The following is a 16,326-nucleotide window of genomic DNA, read 5'->3' as shown; positions in this document are numbered from 1 at the left end:
TTCCGTTAAAACTTCAGTTCTTGGGGCTGCTGAGCAGTATGAGGGTGTACAGCGCCCGCATAGACTTTCAGCTTACGATACATGTCGCGACCCAGCGGGTTCTTAGGCAGCATGCCTTTGACCGCGGTCTCGATCACGCGCTCAGGGGCTTTAGCGATCAGCTTTTCGAAGTTGATCGACTTGATGCCGCCCGGGAAACCGGAGTGGGAGTAGTAGATTTTGTCGGTGGTTTTAGCACCGGTTACACGAATCTGCTCGGCATTGATAACGACGATGTAATCGCCGGTGTCAACGTGAGGAGTGTACTCAGCTTTATGCTTGCCACGCAGACGGCTCGCGATTTCGGTGGCCAGACGACCCAGGGTCTGACCTGCAGCGTCGACGACAAACCAGTCGCGCTGTACTGTTTCCGGTTTAGCAGTAAAAGTTTTCATTCTTTATAGCCTCAGGGGCCGCCCTGTAAATTAGACGGCGGATCTTACTGAATAGTGCGTACTTTGACAAGTCAAAGGCAGCCGGATACAGACGCTTTCGGGGGCTCGGGTCGGCGCGTCCGTTCAACGGCAAGATTCTTCGGCGGCGGCGCATCACTTCCACTGCAGAAAGAGGTGCGCAATTATGCAGATTGCGAAAAATATTTCAACCTGCTTTTATGATTGTTTTGCCCAAGGAGCACCCGATGGACTATCGCCAGCTAGGCCGAACCAATCTGAACGTGAGCGCCATCTGCCTCGGAACCATGACCTGGGGCGAGCAAAACAGCGAGGCTGAAGCCTTCGCCCAGATTGAAAGGGCCAAGAGCGCCGGGATCAATTTCATCGACACCGCCGAAATGTACCCGGTGCCGCCCAAGGCCGAAACCTACGCCACCACCGAACGCTACATCGGCAATTATTTCAAAAGTCGCGGCGATCGCGCCGACTGGATCCTGGCCAGCAAGATCGCCGGCCCCGGCAACACCATTGATTACATCCGCGACAAAAACCTGCGGCACAACCGCCAGCACATCACCGAAGCCGTGGATGCCAGCCTCAAGCGCCTGCAGACCGACTACATCGATCTCTATCAACTGCACTGGCCGGAGCGCAGCACCAACTTTTTCGGTCAACTGGGTTACAAACACCAGACCGAAGCCAACCTCACCCCGCTGGAAGACACCCTCGAAGCCTTGGACGAACAGGTCAGGGCCGGCAAGATCCGGCACATCGGCCTGTCCAATGAAACCCCTTGGGGCACCATGCGCTTTCTCGCCCTGGCCGAAGCCCGTGGCTGGCCACGTGCGGTGTCGATCCAGAACCCCTACAACCTGCTCAACCGCAGCTTCGAGATCGGCCTGGCGGAAATTGCCATCCGCGAACAGTGCGGATTGCTCGCCTATTCGCCGCTGGCATTTGGTTTTTTGTCGGGCAAGTACGAAGGTGGCGCCCGTCCGCCCAAAGGCCGCCTGAGCCTGTACAGCCGCTTCAGCCGTTATTTCAATCCACAGTCGGAAGCGGCGTGCAGCCGGTATGTGGCACTGGCCCGCGAACATGGCCTGGACCCGGCACAAATGGCGTTGGCCTTCGTGACGCAGCAACCGTTCGTCACCAGCAACATCATTGGCGCCACGACGCTGGAGCAGCTTGACAGCAATATAGCGAGCTTCGAGCTGAAACTTTCCGATGAAGTGCTGGCGGGGATCGAGGCGATTCACAAGGATCACCCGAATCCGGCACCTTGATCGATAGGTGAAACGTTTTCGCGAGCAAGTCGAATCGTCGCACCGCCGCTCCCACAGTCGATCTGTGTTGATGTACACATTTGTGATCGACACAGCCCCCCTGTGGGAGCGGCGGTGCGACGATTCGACTTGCTCGCGAAGGCGATCTCGAACTCACCACGCCATCAAAGCGACCGCGCAATAATCTCCTTCATGATCTCATTGGTCCCGGCATAGATCCGCTGCACCCGCGCATCCGCCCAGGCCCGGGCGATCGGGTACTCCCACATGAACCCGTACCCGCCATGCAACTGCACGCACTCGTCGAGCACCTTGCATTGCAGGTCCGTGCCCCAGTACTTGGCCATCGCCGCCGTCGGCACGTCGAGCTTGCCTTGCAGGTGCAGTTCCAGGCAACGATCGACAAATACCCGGCCGATCTGAATCTCCGTCGCCATCTCCGCCAGTTTGAAACGCGTGTTCTGGAAATCGGCAATCGCCTTGCCAAATGCCTTGCGCTCGCGGGTGTAATCCAGTGTCCATTGCAGCGCCGCCTCAGCCGAGGCCAATCCGCCGATGGCAACAGTAAGCCGCTCCTGGGGCAGCTCCTGCATCAGATAAGCAAAACCCATCCCCGCTTGCCCCAGAAGGTTTTCCTTGGGCACCCGGACGTCCTGGAAGAACAGTTCCGAGGTGTCCTGCGCCTTCATGCCGACTTTTTCCAGGCGCTTGCCCTTGTCGAAGCCCGGCGTATTCGCTTCGACCAAAAACAGACTGGTGCCCTTCGCGCCGGCCTTCGGATCGGTCTTGGCCACGACGATCACCAGATCAGCCAGAAACCCGTTGGTAATGAATGTTTTCGAACCGTTGATCACATACTCATCGCCGTCCAGCACTGCGGTGGTCTTTACCCCTTGCAGGTCGGAACCGGCGCCCGGTTCGGTCATGGCAATGGCGGTGACCATTTCGCCGGACACCAGTTTCGGCAGGTATTTATGCTTCAGCGCTTCACTGCCGTAATGCAGGATGTAAGGCGCAACAATGTCCGAATGAAGAGAAAAACCGATCCCGGTCAGGCCCAGGCGACCCACCTCTTCGATCACCACCGCGCTATACAGAAAGTCCGCCCCCAGCCCGCCATATTCTTCCGGCAGATGCGAACACAGCATCCCCGCCTCCCCCGCCTTGTTCCAGAGCTTGCGGTCGATGTAGCCCTGTTTTTCCCATTGCCCATGAAACGGCACGGCCTCTTTTTCGAGGAAGGTTCGCACGCTGTCGCGAAACAGTTCGTGCTCGGGACTGAACAAGGTTCTGGGGATCATGCGGCACCTGTCGTTATTGCTGGGTGGAGTTGTCCTTCAGAGACTAAGCCTCGCCTCCGATACAGGACACTGGACACATCAGCCAAAAAATAAGACGATCCAGCCGTCTGGTGACCACTTTCCCCTATAAGAATAAAGTTGAATTATGTCTAACCGAGCCTCCACGCCCCTGCGGCGCGTCAGCATCCTGGCTATCGACCGGGTTTTCGCTTCCACCCTCATGCAAGCCAAGGATTTCTTCCACCTGGCCAGCCTGCGTTACGGCAAACAACTGGGCCACGGCCTGACACCGGCGTTCGAAACGCGACTGGTCAGTCCCGACGGCAAACCGGTGAACAGCTTCAGCGACGTGATCATCCCGGTGGACGGCGGCCTGGAAAATGCCGAGATCATTATCCTTCCCGCCTTCTGGGACGACTTCGAAACCCTTTGCCAACGTTATCCCCAGGTCCTGCCGTGGCTGCGCCAGCAACATGCGCGTGGCGCGGTGCTGTGTGGCGAGGCCACCGGGGTGTTCTGGCTCGCCGAGGCCGGCTTGCTCGACGGCAAGGAAGCAACCACTTACTGGCGGTTCTTCAACGCCTTTGCCGAGCGCTTCCCGCAGGTACAGCTCAATCAGGACAAACACCTGACCGACGCCGACAACCTGTATTGCGCCGGCGGCACTACCTCGGCCTGCGATCTCTATGTTTACCTGATCGAGCGCTTCTGTGGCGCCAATGTGGCCCAGGCCGTGGCCCGCGACATTCTCTACGAAGTGCAGCGCAGCTACTCGCCAGGCCGCATCGGATTCGGCGGGCAGAAACTGCACCAGGACGTGATCATCCTGCAGATCCAGCACTGGCTCGAAGACCACTTCGCCGACAAATTCCGCTTCGAAGACGTCGCCCGCGAACACGGCATGAGCATCCGCAACTTCATGCGCCGCTTCCAGACCGCCACCGGCGACAAGCCGCTGCACTACCTGCAACGCCTGCGCATCGAAACTGCCAAGGGCCTGCTGTCGGGTAGCCGCAAGAGCATCAAGACCATCAGTTATGAGGTGGGCTACGACGATGCGAGCTTCTTTGCACGGCTGTTCCGCCAGCATACGGAGTTGTCGCCGAATCAGTATCGGCAGCAGTTTCAGCAGGCTGCATAAACCTTCGAATCCAACACAAATCAAAACTGTGAGAGCGGGCTTGCTCGCGAATGCGGACCGACATTCAACATTGTTGTCGACTGACCCACCGCTTTCGCGAGCAAGCCCGCTCCCACAGGGTATGGGGTGTGCCAGATAGTTTCGGGCTGCCTGTTCCCCCACAGGGTTCGGCGGCGCACAAAAAAAGGGCCTGCATTTGCAGGCCCTTTTTTATTTTCCGAATCGTTCTACTTTTTTAATCGCTTATGGCTTATGGCTTGTGCGCCCGCGACAGAAACTCGTGGGACTGCATTTCCAGCAGGCGACTGAGGGTACGCTGGAACTCGAAGTTCAGGCGACCGCCGGTGTAGAGGTCTTTGAGCTCGACTTCGGCCGAAATGATCAGTTTCACGTTACGGTCGTAGAACTCGTCGACCATGTTGATGAAGCGTCGGGCGATGTCGTCGGTGGTGACGCTCATCTGCTCGACATCGCTGAGCAATACGGCGTGGAAGATCTTACCCAGTTCGATGTAATCGTTCTGGCTGCGCGGGCCGTCGCAGAGTTCGCGGAAGTCGAACCAGGCCACGTCATCGCAGGTGCGCACGGCACGGATTTCGCGGTTCTCGATCATCAGCACATCGTTCTCGATGGCTGCCGTGCATTCTGGCGTCAGGGCGCGGAAGCTCTTGCGCAGGCTTTCCTGGGCGGCTTCGTCCAGCGGGAAGTGAAACAGTTCCGCTTGTTCGAGGTGACGCAGACGGTAATCGACGCCGCTGTCGACGTTGACGATCTCGGTGTTCTGCTTGATCAGCGCAATGGCCGGCAGGAAACGCGCACGCTGCAGGCCGTCCTTGTACAGGCCGTCCGGCACGATGTTCGACGTCGCGACCAGGGTCACGCCGTTCTTGAACAGCTCTTCCATCAGCGTGCCAAGGATCATGGCGTCGGTGATGTCGGAGACGAAGAATTCATCGAAACAGATCACTCGCGACTCATCGGAGAAGCGCTTGGCGATGATGGTCAGCGGGTTTTTCTCGCCGCCCAGGGTCTTCATCTCTTCATGCACGCGCTTCATGAAGCGGTGGAAGTGAGTGCGAGTCTTTTCCTTGAACGGCAGGGCTTCGAAGAAGGTGTCGACCAGGTAAGTCTTGCCGCGACCAACGCCGCCCCAGAAGTACAGGCCCTTGACCGGCGCCTGGTCTTTTTTGCCAAACAGCTTGCCGAGCAGGCCTGGCTTGTTCTGCGAGGCCGCGACCAGATCGTCGTACAGGCGCTGCAAATGACGCACCGCCGTTTCCTGCGCAGCATCGTGGAAGAATTCCGGGCGTTTCAGATCAGCTTGATATCGTTCTAGGGGCGTCATAATTCGTTAGCAAGGCAACAAAAACGGGCCGTCACTGTAGCGACGGCCCGTGGGAATGGCAATCAGCCCTTGGTCGGACCGAGCCGTCGATTATTCCTGAACCGGGGTCAGGGCAACTCGCAAGGCATCGATGGCGACGTCGCGAGCGGCGTTGTCAGCAAAAGTCGGGCTGTCGGCCACGCACTCGCCTTCCAGCCAGACGCTGAAGCTGCGGTCTTCACTGCGCACATCCAGTGGTTGGCCCGCTTGCAGCTGCTTGGTCACCTGGCCTGCGGTTTTGCCGTCGGCAAAGTTGCGCGACAGCAGCAGTTGCTCGCCATCGGCCGCCAGCAGACGGAAACGGAAGCTGCCGTCTTCTTCGCGGAAACTGACGAAACGCGCGGCTTTGGCGGCTTTCTTTTTGGTAGTCGCTGCGACTTGGGTCTGGGCGACGAAAGAGCGCAGGCCAACCGCTTCACGCAGTTCGTGAAGGAAGGGTGTGGCGACCGAGCGGGCTTTTTTCGCACCGATTTGCAGGATGTCTTCCAGGTCCGCGGGGCGTTCGATCAGCTGGTAGTAACGCTCGCGGGACTCGCCCAATTCGCTGTCGAGCAGTTGGAACAGGCGATTCTTCGCCTCGCCCCAACCCAGGCCCTGCAGCAGTTCGCTGCGGAACTCGGCGGACTGCGCCGGGGTGGCGAAGGCCTGGAACAAGGTGAACAGGTGCGAATTGTCCGGATCTTTGGCTTCGCCCGGCGCCCGGGAGTCGGTCACGATCCGCGAGATCGCGTCCTTCATTTCCTTGGCGCTGCTGAACAACGGAATGGTGTTGTCGTAGCTCTTCGACATCTTGCGACCGTCGAGACCTGGCAGCGTGGCGACGCTTTCTTCGATCAGCGCCTCGGGCATGGTGAAGAACTCTTTGCCTTGGCCGAACAGGTGGTTGAAGCGCTGACCGATGTCCCGGGCCATTTCCACGTGCTGGATCTGGTCACGACCGACCGGCACCTTGTGGGCGTTGAACATCAGAATGTCCGCCGCCATCAGCACCGGGTAGCTGTACAGGCCCATGGTGATCCCGGCGTCCGGGTCTTCGCCGGTCTCGACGTTCTTGTCCACCGAAGCCTTGTAGGCGTGGGCGCGGTTGAGCAGGCCCTTGGCGGCGACGCAGGTCAGCAGCCAGGTCAGTTCAGGGATTTCCGGGATGTCGGACTGGCGATAGAAGGTCACGCGCTCCACATCCAGGCCTCCGGCCAGCCAGGTCGCGGCGATTTCCAGGCGCGAGCGCTGGATGCGCAGCGGGTCATCGCATTTGATCAGGGCGTGGTAGTCGGCCAGGAAGTAGAACGAATCGGCATTGCTGTCGCGACTGGCAAGGATCGCCGGGCGGATGGCGCCGGCGTAATTGCCCAGGTGCGGCGTGCCGGTGGTGGTGATGCCGGTGAGGATACGGGTACGAGTCGTCATGGGTAATCGCTTGTCAGACTGCAATCAATTCGAGAGACGCGGCAGGATCAGATCCTTGAGATCGGTCAGCTTGCCATGAAAAAAGTGTCCGCATTCTGCCACTTTCAGCAGCTCATGGGGGCGCTCGAGTTTTTCGGACCAGTCATAGACCAGTTGCGGATCGATGACTTCATCGGTTTCAGGCTGGATCAGGGTCAGTTCGCCCTGCTGTGGCAGCTGATCCTGATCGCCCAGGCGCATGACCGCAGGCGCGATCATGAACAGATGCTTGAGCGACTCGCCCTTGGCTTCCAGGCGTCCGCCGAGACTTGCTGCTACAAAACCGCCGAAGGAAAAACCGAACAGGGTCAGGGGCAAGTCAGGGTATTTGGCTCGCAGCCATTGGGCTACCGCTTGAGCATCGTCGACTTCACCGGTGCCCATATCGTGCGTGCCTTCACTGGCGCCGACGCCACGGTAGTTGAAACGCAAGGTAATAAAACCGGCATCCCGCGCGGTACGCTGCAAGGTCGAGACGACCTTGTTGAGCATGGTGCCGCCCTGCACCGGGTTCGGGTGGCAGATCAGCGCCAGGCCGCGGGGCGGGTTATTGTCCATACTGTTGTTTTCCAGAAGCAGGGCTTCCAGTTGACCGACCGGGCCATCAATCACTACAGGGGTTTCGCGCATAAGCAAGGAAGGAACTCCGTGACCTCGAATCGGGTCGACTCGTCTAGCAAATTGTCTGTGCCAATCTATTGCGAGTGAATCGCGGTATACAGCGCAGGTTCGAGCCGTTAACGTAAAGCAAAGCCGTTTATAGAGGAAGGACTCGTGGAACACTCGCTCTTAGTTTGGTTGTTGCCGACTCTTGCCCTGGTTGTGGGTGTCGCCATTGGATTCCTGATCGCTCGCCTGGTGCCGAATGCCGCGCCTAACCGCACGCAACGTCAGCTGGATGACGTTCAGGAACGTTTCGACAGTTATCAGAACGAGGTGGTCACCCACTTCAACAGCACTGCGACACTGGTCAAGAAGCTGACTGCGAGCTATCAGGAAGTGCAGGACCATCTCGCCGAGGGTGCCAATCGCCTGGCCCTGGACGAGCAGACCCGCCAACGCTTGCTGGCCGCCCTGCACGCTGACGCGGCGGTGGCTCCACGGGAACGCCTGACGCCGCCGCGCAATCAGGAGCCGCCTCGCGACTACGCGCCCAAAGCCCCGAACGCGCCGGGCATGCTCGATGAGCATTATGGCCTGAAGAAGTAATCAGGTTTCGCGCAACAAAAAACCTCGGACAAGTGATTGTCTGAGGTTTTTTTGTTTGTGATCCAATATTTGTGCTGACTGTCAGGGCCTCTTCGCGAGCAAGCCCGCTCCCACATCAGTTTTTATTGCGCAGGTATTACGGGTATTGCTGAACGGTGCCTTGCTGTTGGGCACCATACTGCTGACCCGGAATCGCCTTCAGGTTGACCTCGACCCGACGGTTCTGCGCCCGGCCATTGACGTCACCGTTGCTGGCAACGGGGTTATCCGGACCGGCGCCACGGGCGCTCAAGTTGGTACCGCTGACACCCTGCGACGTCAGGTAGGTCGCCACGCTTTGGGCGCGACGCTGGGACAGGTCCATGTTGTGCTGGCGGCTGCCGGTGCTGTCGGTGTAGCCGACGATCTCGATCTGGTTCTGACTGAACTCCTTGAGCGAACCCGCCAGGTTGTTCAGCGGCTGATAGAAGCTCGAGGCGATGTTCGCCGAATCAGTGGCAAAGGTGATGTTGCCCGGCATGATCAGCTTGATCTGATCGCCCTGACGCTGCACTTCAACCCCGGTATTGGCCATGCTTTCGCGCAGCTTTTTCTCTTGCTGGTCGGCGTAGTAACCGTAACCGGCAGCGGAAGCACCCACCACGGCGGCGCCGATCAGCGCGCCCTTGCCACGGTTGTTGTGGTCGATGGCCGCACCGGCCAACGCACCGGCCAGCGCGCCGAGCCCGCCGTACTTGGCGGTTTTGCTCATGCCCGTGGAACCACTGTCGGCCTGGCCCTGGTTATCGTAAGGGTTAGGCGAGGCGCAGCCAGACAGCAAGGCCACAGCCGTAGCGACAATAATCAAACGCTGCTTGGTGAACATTCAGAGCTCCTACTTTTTTCATTCTGTGGTGCAACGGACCAAGGCATCGGCCTTTGCGGGCGTTGGATCATATTTACGGGAAAAGATTCCACCCGGACTGTACACAAATGCAGATCAAGCGCGCACAAACGGGTTCTCGCGCATTTCCTCGCCCAGGCGAGTGTCAGGACCATGCCCCGTCACCACCGTCGCTTCTTCATCCAGGGTATACAGCCGCTGCTTGATCGAACGCACGATGGTCGCCTGATCGCCACCCCACAAATCCGTGCGCCCTACTCCACGCCGAAACAAGGTGTCACCGGCAATCAGCAACTTGGCCTCGGCAAACCAGAAGCTCATGGACCCCGGGGTATGCCCCGGCGTGTGCAAGGCCACGCCACAGCCGCAGGCCAGTTCTTCATCGTCGGCCAACCAGCGATCCGGCGACGGCACCGGCGTGTAGGGCACCCCGAACATCTGGCATTGCATCTCCAGGTTGTCCCAGAGGAATTGATCTTCCTTGTGCAAATGCAGGGTCGCGCCGGTTTTCTCCTTCAACTGGCCGGAAGCCAGGAAGTGATCCAGGTGCGCGTGGGTGTGAATGATACTGACCACCTTCAGGCCCAGGGCGTCGAGGCGCGCCAGGATCAGCTCATGATTGCCGCCTGGGTCGACCACGATGGCTTTCTTCGTGATCGGGTCGCCGATGATCGTGCAGTTGCACTGCAACGGGCCGACGGGGAAGGTTTCACGGATGAGAGTCGGTTGCTGGGACATCTGGGCTGCTCGGTAAACGGGGACGGGAGATTTTTGCATAAAATGGCCATCAAGCCATTTACAGCGATGTGTATCGTCGAATTAGCTCAGGCCAACACCCCCAACGCCTTCGCCCGTGCCACAGCCTGCGTGCGTCGCTCGACCCCCAGCTTACTGTTGATATGACTGGCATGGGTTTTCACCGTATGCAGGGAAATGAACAGCTGATCGCTGATTTCCTGGTTCGAACAGCCTTGGGCGATGAGCTTCAGGACTGCCAGTTCACGGGAACTGAGCTGCTCGCAGGCTGCCAAGGGCTCCGGGGCAGTGCGGGCAGCGACGGCGGGCAGGCGCTCTGACAGGTTTTGTGCAATCGTCGTTTTCGCACAATGCTGGAGCTGCTCACGCAGCCAGTCAGGGTATTTGCTCAGCAGGCCGTCGAAGGGTTGCAGGACACCGCCACTGGCCGCTTCCAGGGACTGGGCGAAGGCTTGCCGGGCTTCCGGCTCGCGGTTGTGCGCCAGGAGCAGTTCGGTTTTCTGGGTCAACACCATCACGCTGAACAACTGCCGGCCTGTCTGCTGACTATTCTCGAGCAACGCATTCAAGCGCCCTTCAGCCCGCATCGGTTGCCCCTGGATCACTTCCAGCAAGGCCTGCTGCAATTCGATGTGCAGCGCCAGCTGTGGATGGAATTCCGGAGGCGCAGCGGGATGCTCGCCGTTGTAGGTCTGGCCCAACCGCGTCAGCCAGGCTTCGGCCAGGTCGGTACGGCCCTGGGCCAGCCACAGTTCGCATTTGACCAGGGTGATCATCGCCAGGTAGTAGATCGGCGGCACGTCCCAGATATGCATCAGGCGTTCGGCTTCGGCGAGCTCGGCAAAGGCTTTGGCGAATTCGCCGCTGCAGCCTTCGAGCCTGGCGATCACGCAGTGGCCGATCAGTACGCTGATATCGCGACAGGCCCGCGCCTCGGTCAAACCCGCCTGCAATCGCAGCCGCGCAGTGTGTGGTTGCAAGTGCAGGGCCAGCAGGAACCCTTCGTACAGTGTCAGGCGAGCGCGTACGGCAAACAGCCGTTGCGGGGACAACCCTTGCAGGCGTTGCAGCCCTTGGTGGACCTCTTCCAGTGAACGCAGGATCTCTCCCCGCGCCTGCAACACTCGGGCGCGGTCGTAATGGGCCAGCGCTTCGAACAACGGGTTGCCGACCCGCTGTGCCAACTCCAGGGAGTCACGGTTCAAGCCCCGTGCACGCCATAGGTCACCGTCGGCAATGGCCAGGTTGGACAAGGTCGAGAGGCACATCAGGCGTTGGCCGTAACGCCTGGAGGGAAGACTCTCCAGTGCTTCGGTGCAGTAGAGCAACGTCAGCTCGCGATTGCCGCGGCCGCGAGCGATGATTCCGCTCAAGGCCAGCCATTGCGCCAGCATGGATTTCTGCGCCGTGGCCGACGGGGCCGGCAGGAAGCGGTTCAAATGACTGGCCAGCTCCTCGGCGGCGTCCAGCTGACAGGCCAGTCCCAACGCCCAGCTGTACAGCACGATCAGCCGTGGTGTACTGATCAGCAGGCTGTCGGGCAAGTCCATTTTCCAGCGCAGCAACATGCCGACATTCTGTTCCGCCAGCAGTTGCTCTTCCGAGAGGTTTTGCACCAGGTTCGCCGCGACATCCAGGTGCCCGGCCCGCAACGCCTGCTCCACCGCCTCATCCAGCAATCCCTGGGCATTGAACCAGCGACAGGCGCGCAGGTGCAGGCTCGCCGCCGGCACCATCGCCTGTGTGGCAGGCCGCGTGCGCAGCAGGTCGGAAAACAGATGGTGATAGCGATACCAGTGACCCTGTTCGTCCAGCGGTACCAGGAACACCTGATGGGCCGAGAGAAAACCCAGGATCTCGGCACTGTCGTGGGCTTCGCGAACGGCGTCGCACAGCTCGCTGCAAAAGCGCTCCTGAGGCGCGGTGTCGTACAGGAATGCCTGCACCTCGGCGGGCAGGCAATCGATGACCTCTTCGAGCAGGTAATCGCGGATCAGTCCTTCCCCGCCGTGCAGGGACTGGGGTAATGCGCCAGCGGTGCCCGCTTCGGAGGCCGCCAGCAGCCAGAAACGCAGGCCTGCGACCCAGCCTTCGCTGCGCAGGATCAGGTTCTCCAGCGCTTCGCCGCGCAAGGAGGTGCTGTGCCGATCGAGCAGGGTCACGGCTTCATCGTGGGTCAGGCGCAGGTCCTGCTCATGCAACTCGAGCAGCTGCCGCGACAGCCGCAGGCGCGCCAGGTGCCAGTCCGGACGCTGGCGACTGGTAACCATCACCAGCAAGCCGTCGGGAAGGTGATTGAGGAAAAACTGCAGGCAACGATCGAGCACCGGGCCCTGGGCCAGATGGTAATCATCGAGTACCAGTAGCAGCGGCGCCGTCGGCGACACATGCACGGCCAACTCGTCGAGCAAACCGTCCAGCCATTCTTCGAAGGCGAAGGGTTGATGCCGCTGGCGCATTTTCAGCAGTCCCAGGGACTGTCTGCCCAGTTGCGGAAAATAATCCTGGAGGCCTTCGAGCAACCGCTCGAGAAAACGCCCGGGGTCGCTGTCGCGCGGACTCAACCCCAGCCAGAGACTTTGCCAATGAACCGGCAACCCCTGACAGAACTCCACCGCCAATGAACTCTTGCCGAACCCGGCCGGGGCACTGACCAGCAACAGCCTGCCACCGAGACCGGCACTCAGGCGCTCGCACAAACGCGGCCGCAGCACGTGGCCGTCAGGCAACGGCGGCCGAAAAAAGCGCCCGCCCAGTGCTGCGACGGTGACGCTTGCAGGGCCTGGGAGTGGGGACAGATCAGTCATGGCCGGCTCTTGTTTGAAAGGCTGTTGGCGGCGTTGCAGATGTCCGCAGACTAGCGGTAAACGAAGAGGGAATGAAGGTTATTGCTACAAATGGCTACAAAAAGACTACACCCCTGCGACCAGCGTAATGCGGAGTGTCCTGAAACAGGTGGCGCCGGTGGTGACGCCATCGCGAGCAAGCTTCGCTCCTACAGAAAAAAAACGCCCCGAACCAGTCGGGGCGTTTTTTTCGAGGATGCGGCCTCTGTTTCAGTGCAGGTCAGCGAACACCCTCCTGACGCAACGCCGCCGGAGTGAAGTCGCTGGTGGTCGCCGTGAAGCCGAAGTCATACGCCGACTTCTCTTCGTTTTTCATGCCCAGCGCCAGGTAACGACCCGATTGCAGGTCATACAGGGTTTCCAGGGTGTACCAGGGCACCTGGACGTTGTAGTAGTTCTGAGCGTGCGCTTCCGCCACCCGCCACAGTTGATTACGACCGTCGTAATGGTCGATCACCGCGGCTTGCCAGGTGTCTTCGTCGATGTAGAAGTCGCGCTTGGCGTAGATATGACGCTGGCCTTCCTTCAGGGTAGCCACCACATGCCAGACCCGGCGCAGCTCGTAGCGAGCCAGGTCCTGGTTGATGTGACCGGCCTTGATGATGTCGGCGTACTTCAGCTTCGGATCGTCGAGCTTGTAGCTGTCGGAGGCGATGTACATCTCTTTCTTGCCTTCGAGCTTCCAGTCGTAACGATCCGGCGCACCGTTGTACATGTCCAGGTTGTCGGAAGTACGCAGGCCATCGGCAGCGGTACCCGGCCCGTCATAGGACACTTGCGGCGCACGGCGCACACGACGCTGACCGGCGTTGTAGACCCACGCCGAACGTGGCTCCTTGACCTGGTCGAGGGTCTCGTGCACCAGCAGCACACCACCGGCCAGACGTGCCGGCGCGGTCACTTTCTGCTTGAAGTAGAACAGGATATTGCCCGGGTTCGCCGGATCGTAGTCCTTCATCTTGTCGCGGAACACGAACTGGTCCTGGAAGTACACCAGGCTGTACGAGCCGTTAGGCTGCGGCGTGGCCTGGGTGACCAGACGGGTCACGCTGCCACCGCGATAGCGGGTGATGTGGTTCCAGATGACTTCCACACCGGTTTTCGGAATCGGGAACGGTATCGCGGTCTCGAAGTTTTCCAGGCCATTGCCGCCGGACACCAGCTTGGTGCTGGTGGCGTTTTTCTTGATGGAGGCGAACACCGCATCCGGCACGGTAGCGCCGCGATGGGACGGGTAGACCGGCATCTTGAAGGTTTCGGGGTAGCGCTTGAACATCGCGTACTGGCCCGGGGCAAGCTTGCCCTTGTACTGGTCGACGTTCTGCGCCGTGATGGTGAACAGCGGTTTTTCACTGGCGAACGGGTCGGCCAGGAAGCCTTTGCCGTCAACGCTACCGGCGTTTTTCGCCATGGGTTTCCAGGCAGGGATCGAACCGTCGGCGTTGCCCGCCATCTCGGCGCCCATCGGGGTCAGGCTCTTGCCCAGCTTGTCCGCTTCGGCCGCAGGGACCGCCGCCATCACGCCGCTCGCCAGCAGCGAAAGCCCCAGGACACCGACGTGGAACAGACTCTTTGTTATTTTCATATAGGTGTTCGTCCTGAAAATACAGTGCTTAGAAGTTCACGCCGAAGCTGAGCGCAACAAAGTCGCGGTCATCCGTGGTGGTGTACTTGCCGTCGAAGAAGTTGGTGTACGCAAGGCTTGCGGTGTAGGTGTTCTGGTACTCGGCATCGACGCCCAGGCTGACCGCTTTGCGACCTTCCTCGAAGTTGCCGCCAGGGCCTGGCGAGTAACCTTCCACGTCATGGGACCAGGCCACGTTCGGCTTGAGGTTCACCCCGGCGAATACACTGTTGTATTCCCAGATGGCACGACCGCGATAACCCCAGGAGTTTGCGGTGGTAAAACCATCGTTTTCGCAATAGCGACTGACGTTGTTTTGCGGACCGCCCGCCAGGGTGGAAGTGTTCAATGCCACGCACTGGCCACTTGGCAACGGACCAGGACCGTAGCTCGGGTCACGGCCGTAACGCGCCTTGGACGTGCTTTCCAGGCCGCCGACGTGAGTAAAGCCGACCTCGCCCACCAGGGTCAGTCGATCGGCGCCCATCACCTGGTCGAAGAAGTGGGTCAAGGTGGTCTGGAGCTGGGTCACTTCCTTGCGGCGATAGCCTTGTTGATCCTGCCCTGGCTGTCCTTGAAGCACGGAAACATTAGGGTTGAGTGGCGTCAGACCGGAAAAGAGGATGTCGGTGGTGTTGAGCTGAACCGGAGCATTCGGCCGGTAGCTGACTTCACCACTCCAAGCTGTACCGGTGGGCAACGTAGTAGAGAAGCTCAGACCATACAGGCGAATGTCCTCAGGGTATTCGACGTAGTAGCTGGAGTTGCCCGCCACCACCAACGGCAGCAAGGTCGGCGCCAGGCCGGCCGCAACGCCGAGCGGAACACCGGCGCCCACCAGCCCGCCCACCAGGCCTGCTCCACTGTAGGCGCTCGCCGGCGCACCATGGCCGCTGAAAATCGGCGCACGGCTGTGGTAGTTCATGAAGTAGGCACCGAATTCGGTGTCCAGTGGATCGAACATGTATTTGAAGGACACGCCGAACTGGCCGCTGTCCCGTGCATCGCGATCCGGACCACGACGAACGATCACACCTTCATCCGGGTCGCCCCAGGTCACGCCCCTGGCAGCGAGGGTGTTGATGCTGGCATTACGCAAACCAGCCGGCAGTCCCGCAGCCGCCAGTGCACCGTTGAGGCCATTGCGGGTACGCAATACCGCGAGGTTATTGTCGCAACCATCGGAGATCACGTCCGGTTGCGAGAAGAACGTGCCGCAGTTGTCGGTAACGGTCTGGTCCCATTCCAATTGATAGAAGGCTTCGGTCGAGAGGTTCTCGGTGAGGCTCTGGGATACGTAGAACATGTTGACCGGGATCAGGCCTTCCTTGATCTCGGCACCTGGACGACGGAAAGCGGAAACGTCGATCGGGTTGATCGAGTTGATGCCGCCACCGATAAAGGTACTTTCGCCCCAGCTCACGACCTGCTTGCCCAGCCGCACTGAGCCCGGCTGATCGGCGATCGCATAGTTGTGGTAGACGAAGGCATCCAGGATCTGCCCGCCCGCGGACTTGGCGCCTTCCTTGCGGTTGCTGTCGCTGATGTCCTTGAACGGACGGCTTTCGTCCTTGAGTTCGAAGTCGTACCAGTATTTGCCACGGACGAAAACGCCGGTGTCGCCATATTTCAGTTCAAGGTCATGGATCCCCTTGAAGATCTTCGAGAACGTTTCCCCGCTCTTGAAGTTCAAGTGACCATCATCGGAGGTCTGGGACAGGCCGCGACCACCGTTGTTGACGCCGATGAGGTTCTTGTTGGCACTCTCGGTAGACCAACTGGCTCCGATCGACAGGGATGAGTCGAACTGACCTTCGATTTCACCAACGTTGAAACTGACGCCGAATGCTGGCCCGGCGAGCGTAGAGGCAAGACTGACCGCCAGGGGCAGTTTCGCCCTGCGCCAGAACTGGTTTACTGATGTCATCGACGCTACTCCATGTGCATTATTGTTATGGCAATTAGCACTCTTAAAAACGCTATGGATGACTGGGCGCCAAGGTGGCCCTAAGTCAT

13 protein-coding genes are annotated in these 16,326 nt (G+C 59.8%); 3 read left to right on the top strand and 10 right to left on the bottom strand.

Annotated features, from left to right (window positions below; all coding sequences use genetic code 11):
- Window positions 1-5: 5 nt before the first annotated feature.
- Window positions 6-434 (bottom strand): 50S ribosomal protein L13, encoded by a 429-nt coding sequence (rplM, locus tag F8N80_RS12375; protein WP_007905295.1) that lies wholly within the window; start codon window positions 432-434, stop codon window positions 6-8.
- Window positions 435-679: 245 nt separating this feature from the next.
- Between rplM and F8N80_RS12370 the strand changes: the two genes are divergently transcribed.
- Window positions 680-1,720, top strand: coding sequence for an NADP(H)-dependent aldo-keto reductase (locus tag F8N80_RS12370; protein WP_150746197.1), 1,041 nt, complete (start codon window positions 680-682; stop codon window positions 1,718-1,720).
- A gap of 164 nt (window positions 1,721-1,884) precedes the next feature.
- On the opposite strand, the gene F8N80_RS12365 is transcribed toward F8N80_RS12370, so the two are convergent.
- The gene (locus F8N80_RS12365; protein WP_150746198.1) at window positions 1,885-3,021 is read right to left on the bottom strand and encodes an acyl-CoA dehydrogenase family protein; all 1,137 of its coding nucleotides are present in this window, start codon (window positions 3,019-3,021) and stop codon (window positions 1,885-1,887) included.
- 244 nt (window positions 3,022-3,265) lie between these two features.
- Here F8N80_RS12365 and F8N80_RS12360 point away from each other — a divergent pair, with 244 nt between their 5' ends.
- On the top strand, window positions 3,266-4,162 hold the full coding sequence (locus F8N80_RS12360; RefSeq protein WP_191632913.1) for a GlxA family transcriptional regulator: 897 nt from the start codon (window positions 3,266-3,268) through the stop codon (window positions 4,160-4,162).
- A gap of 250 nt (window positions 4,163-4,412) precedes the next feature.
- Here the strand turns inward: F8N80_RS12360 and zapE are convergent, their stop codons facing one another.
- The 3 genes from zapE to F8N80_RS12345 form a co-directional block, all read right to left on the bottom strand.
- On the bottom strand, window positions 4,413-5,507 hold the full coding sequence (zapE, locus tag F8N80_RS12355; protein WP_150746200.1) for a cell division protein ZapE: 1,095 nt from the start codon (window positions 5,505-5,507) through the stop codon (window positions 4,413-4,415).
- Window positions 5,508-5,597: 90 nt separating this feature from the next.
- Window positions 5,598-6,953, bottom strand: coding sequence for a tryptophan--tRNA ligase (locus F8N80_RS12350; RefSeq protein ID WP_150783958.1), 1,356 nt, complete (start codon window positions 6,951-6,953; stop codon window positions 5,598-5,600).
- A 24-nt stretch (window positions 6,954-6,977) separates the two neighbouring features.
- Entirely contained in the window at window positions 6,978-7,622 is a 645-nt protein-coding gene (locus tag F8N80_RS12345) for an alpha/beta hydrolase (protein ID WP_150746229.1), read from the bottom strand.
- Window positions 7,623-7,766: 144 nt separating this feature from the next.
- Here F8N80_RS12345 and F8N80_RS12340 point away from each other — a divergent pair, with 144 nt between their 5' ends.
- Entirely contained in the window at window positions 7,767-8,201 is a 435-nt protein-coding gene (locus tag F8N80_RS12340) for a YhcB family protein (protein WP_150746202.1), read from the top strand.
- Window positions 8,202-8,337: 136 nt separating this feature from the next.
- Here the strand turns inward: F8N80_RS12340 and F8N80_RS12335 are convergent, their stop codons facing one another.
- The 5 genes from F8N80_RS12335 to F8N80_RS12315 all read right to left on the bottom strand — a co-directional run bounded on the left by F8N80_RS12335 (window position 8,338) and on the right by F8N80_RS12315 (window position 16,237).
- Entirely contained in the window at window positions 8,338-9,066 is a 729-nt protein-coding gene (locus F8N80_RS12335; protein WP_150746203.1) for an OmpA family protein, read from the bottom strand.
- Between the two features lie 114 nt (window positions 9,067-9,180).
- On the bottom strand, window positions 9,181-9,822 hold the full coding sequence (locus F8N80_RS12330; RefSeq protein ID WP_128873716.1) for an MBL fold metallo-hydrolase: 642 nt from the start codon (window positions 9,820-9,822) through the stop codon (window positions 9,181-9,183).
- A gap of 86 nt (window positions 9,823-9,908) precedes the next feature.
- Window positions 9,909-12,647, bottom strand: a complete 2,739-nt coding sequence (locus F8N80_RS12325) for a LuxR C-terminal-related transcriptional regulator (RefSeq protein ID WP_150783957.1) — start codon at window positions 12,645-12,647, stop codon at window positions 9,909-9,911.
- 259 nt (window positions 12,648-12,906) lie between these two features.
- Complete coding sequence (locus tag F8N80_RS12320; RefSeq protein ID WP_150746205.1) at window positions 12,907-14,271, bottom strand: DUF1329 domain-containing protein; 1,365 nt, start codon at window positions 14,269-14,271, stop codon at window positions 12,907-12,909.
- A 28-nt stretch (window positions 14,272-14,299) separates the two neighbouring features.
- The gene (locus tag F8N80_RS12315; RefSeq protein ID WP_150746206.1) at window positions 14,300-16,237 is read right to left on the bottom strand and encodes a DUF1302 domain-containing protein; all 1,938 of its coding nucleotides are present in this window, start codon (window positions 16,235-16,237) and stop codon (window positions 14,300-14,302) included.
- Window positions 16,238-16,326: the final 89 nt, after the last annotated feature.

The organism is Pseudomonas fluorescens (assembly GCF_902497995.1).
Classification (GTDB): Bacteria; Pseudomonadota; Gammaproteobacteria; order Pseudomonadales; family Pseudomonadaceae; genus Aquipseudomonas; species Aquipseudomonas fluorescens_BK.
Note: the sequence above shows the minus strand (reverse complement) of the source record. Positions and strands in the feature narration are given on the sequence as shown.

Excerpts from the sequence above, each read along its gene's own strand:
- rplM (WP_007905295.1), bottom strand. The coding sequence starts at position 434 with ATGAAAACTTTTACTGCTAAACCGGAAACAGTACAGCGCGACTGGTTT.
- F8N80_RS12370 (WP_150746197.1), top strand. The coding sequence starts at position 680 with ATGGACTATCGCCAGCTAGGCCGAACCAATCTGAACGTGAGCGCCATC.
- F8N80_RS12365 (WP_150746198.1), bottom strand. The coding sequence starts at position 3,021 with ATGATCCCCAGAACCTTGTTCAGTCCCGAGCACGAACTGTTTCGCGAC.
- zapE (WP_150746200.1), bottom strand. The coding sequence starts at position 5,507 with ATGACGCCCCTAGAACGATATCAAGCTGATCTGAAACGCCCGGAATTC.
- F8N80_RS12350 (WP_150783958.1), bottom strand. The coding sequence starts at position 6,953 with ATGACGACTCGTACCCGTATCCTCACCGGCATCACCACCACCGGCACG.
- F8N80_RS12345 (WP_150746229.1), bottom strand. The coding sequence starts at position 7,622 with ATGCGCGAAACCCCTGTAGTGATTGATGGCCCGGTCGGTCAACTGGAA.
- F8N80_RS12335 (WP_150746203.1), bottom strand. The coding sequence starts at position 9,066 with ATGTTCACCAAGCAGCGTTTGATTATTGTCGCTACGGCTGTGGCCTTG.
- F8N80_RS12330 (WP_128873716.1), bottom strand. The coding sequence starts at position 9,822 with ATGTCCCAGCAACCGACTCTCATCCGTGAAACCTTCCCCGTCGGCCCG.
- F8N80_RS12325 (WP_150783957.1), bottom strand. The coding sequence starts at position 12,647 with ATGACTGATCTGTCCCCACTCCCAGGCCCTGCAAGCGTCACCGTCGCA.
- F8N80_RS12320 (WP_150746205.1), bottom strand. The coding sequence starts at position 14,271 with ATGAAAATAACAAAGAGTCTGTTCCACGTCGGTGTCCTGGGGCTTTCG.
- F8N80_RS12315 (WP_150746206.1), bottom strand. The coding sequence starts at position 16,237 with ATGACATCAGTAAACCAGTTCTGGCGCAGGGCGAAACTGCCCCTGGCG.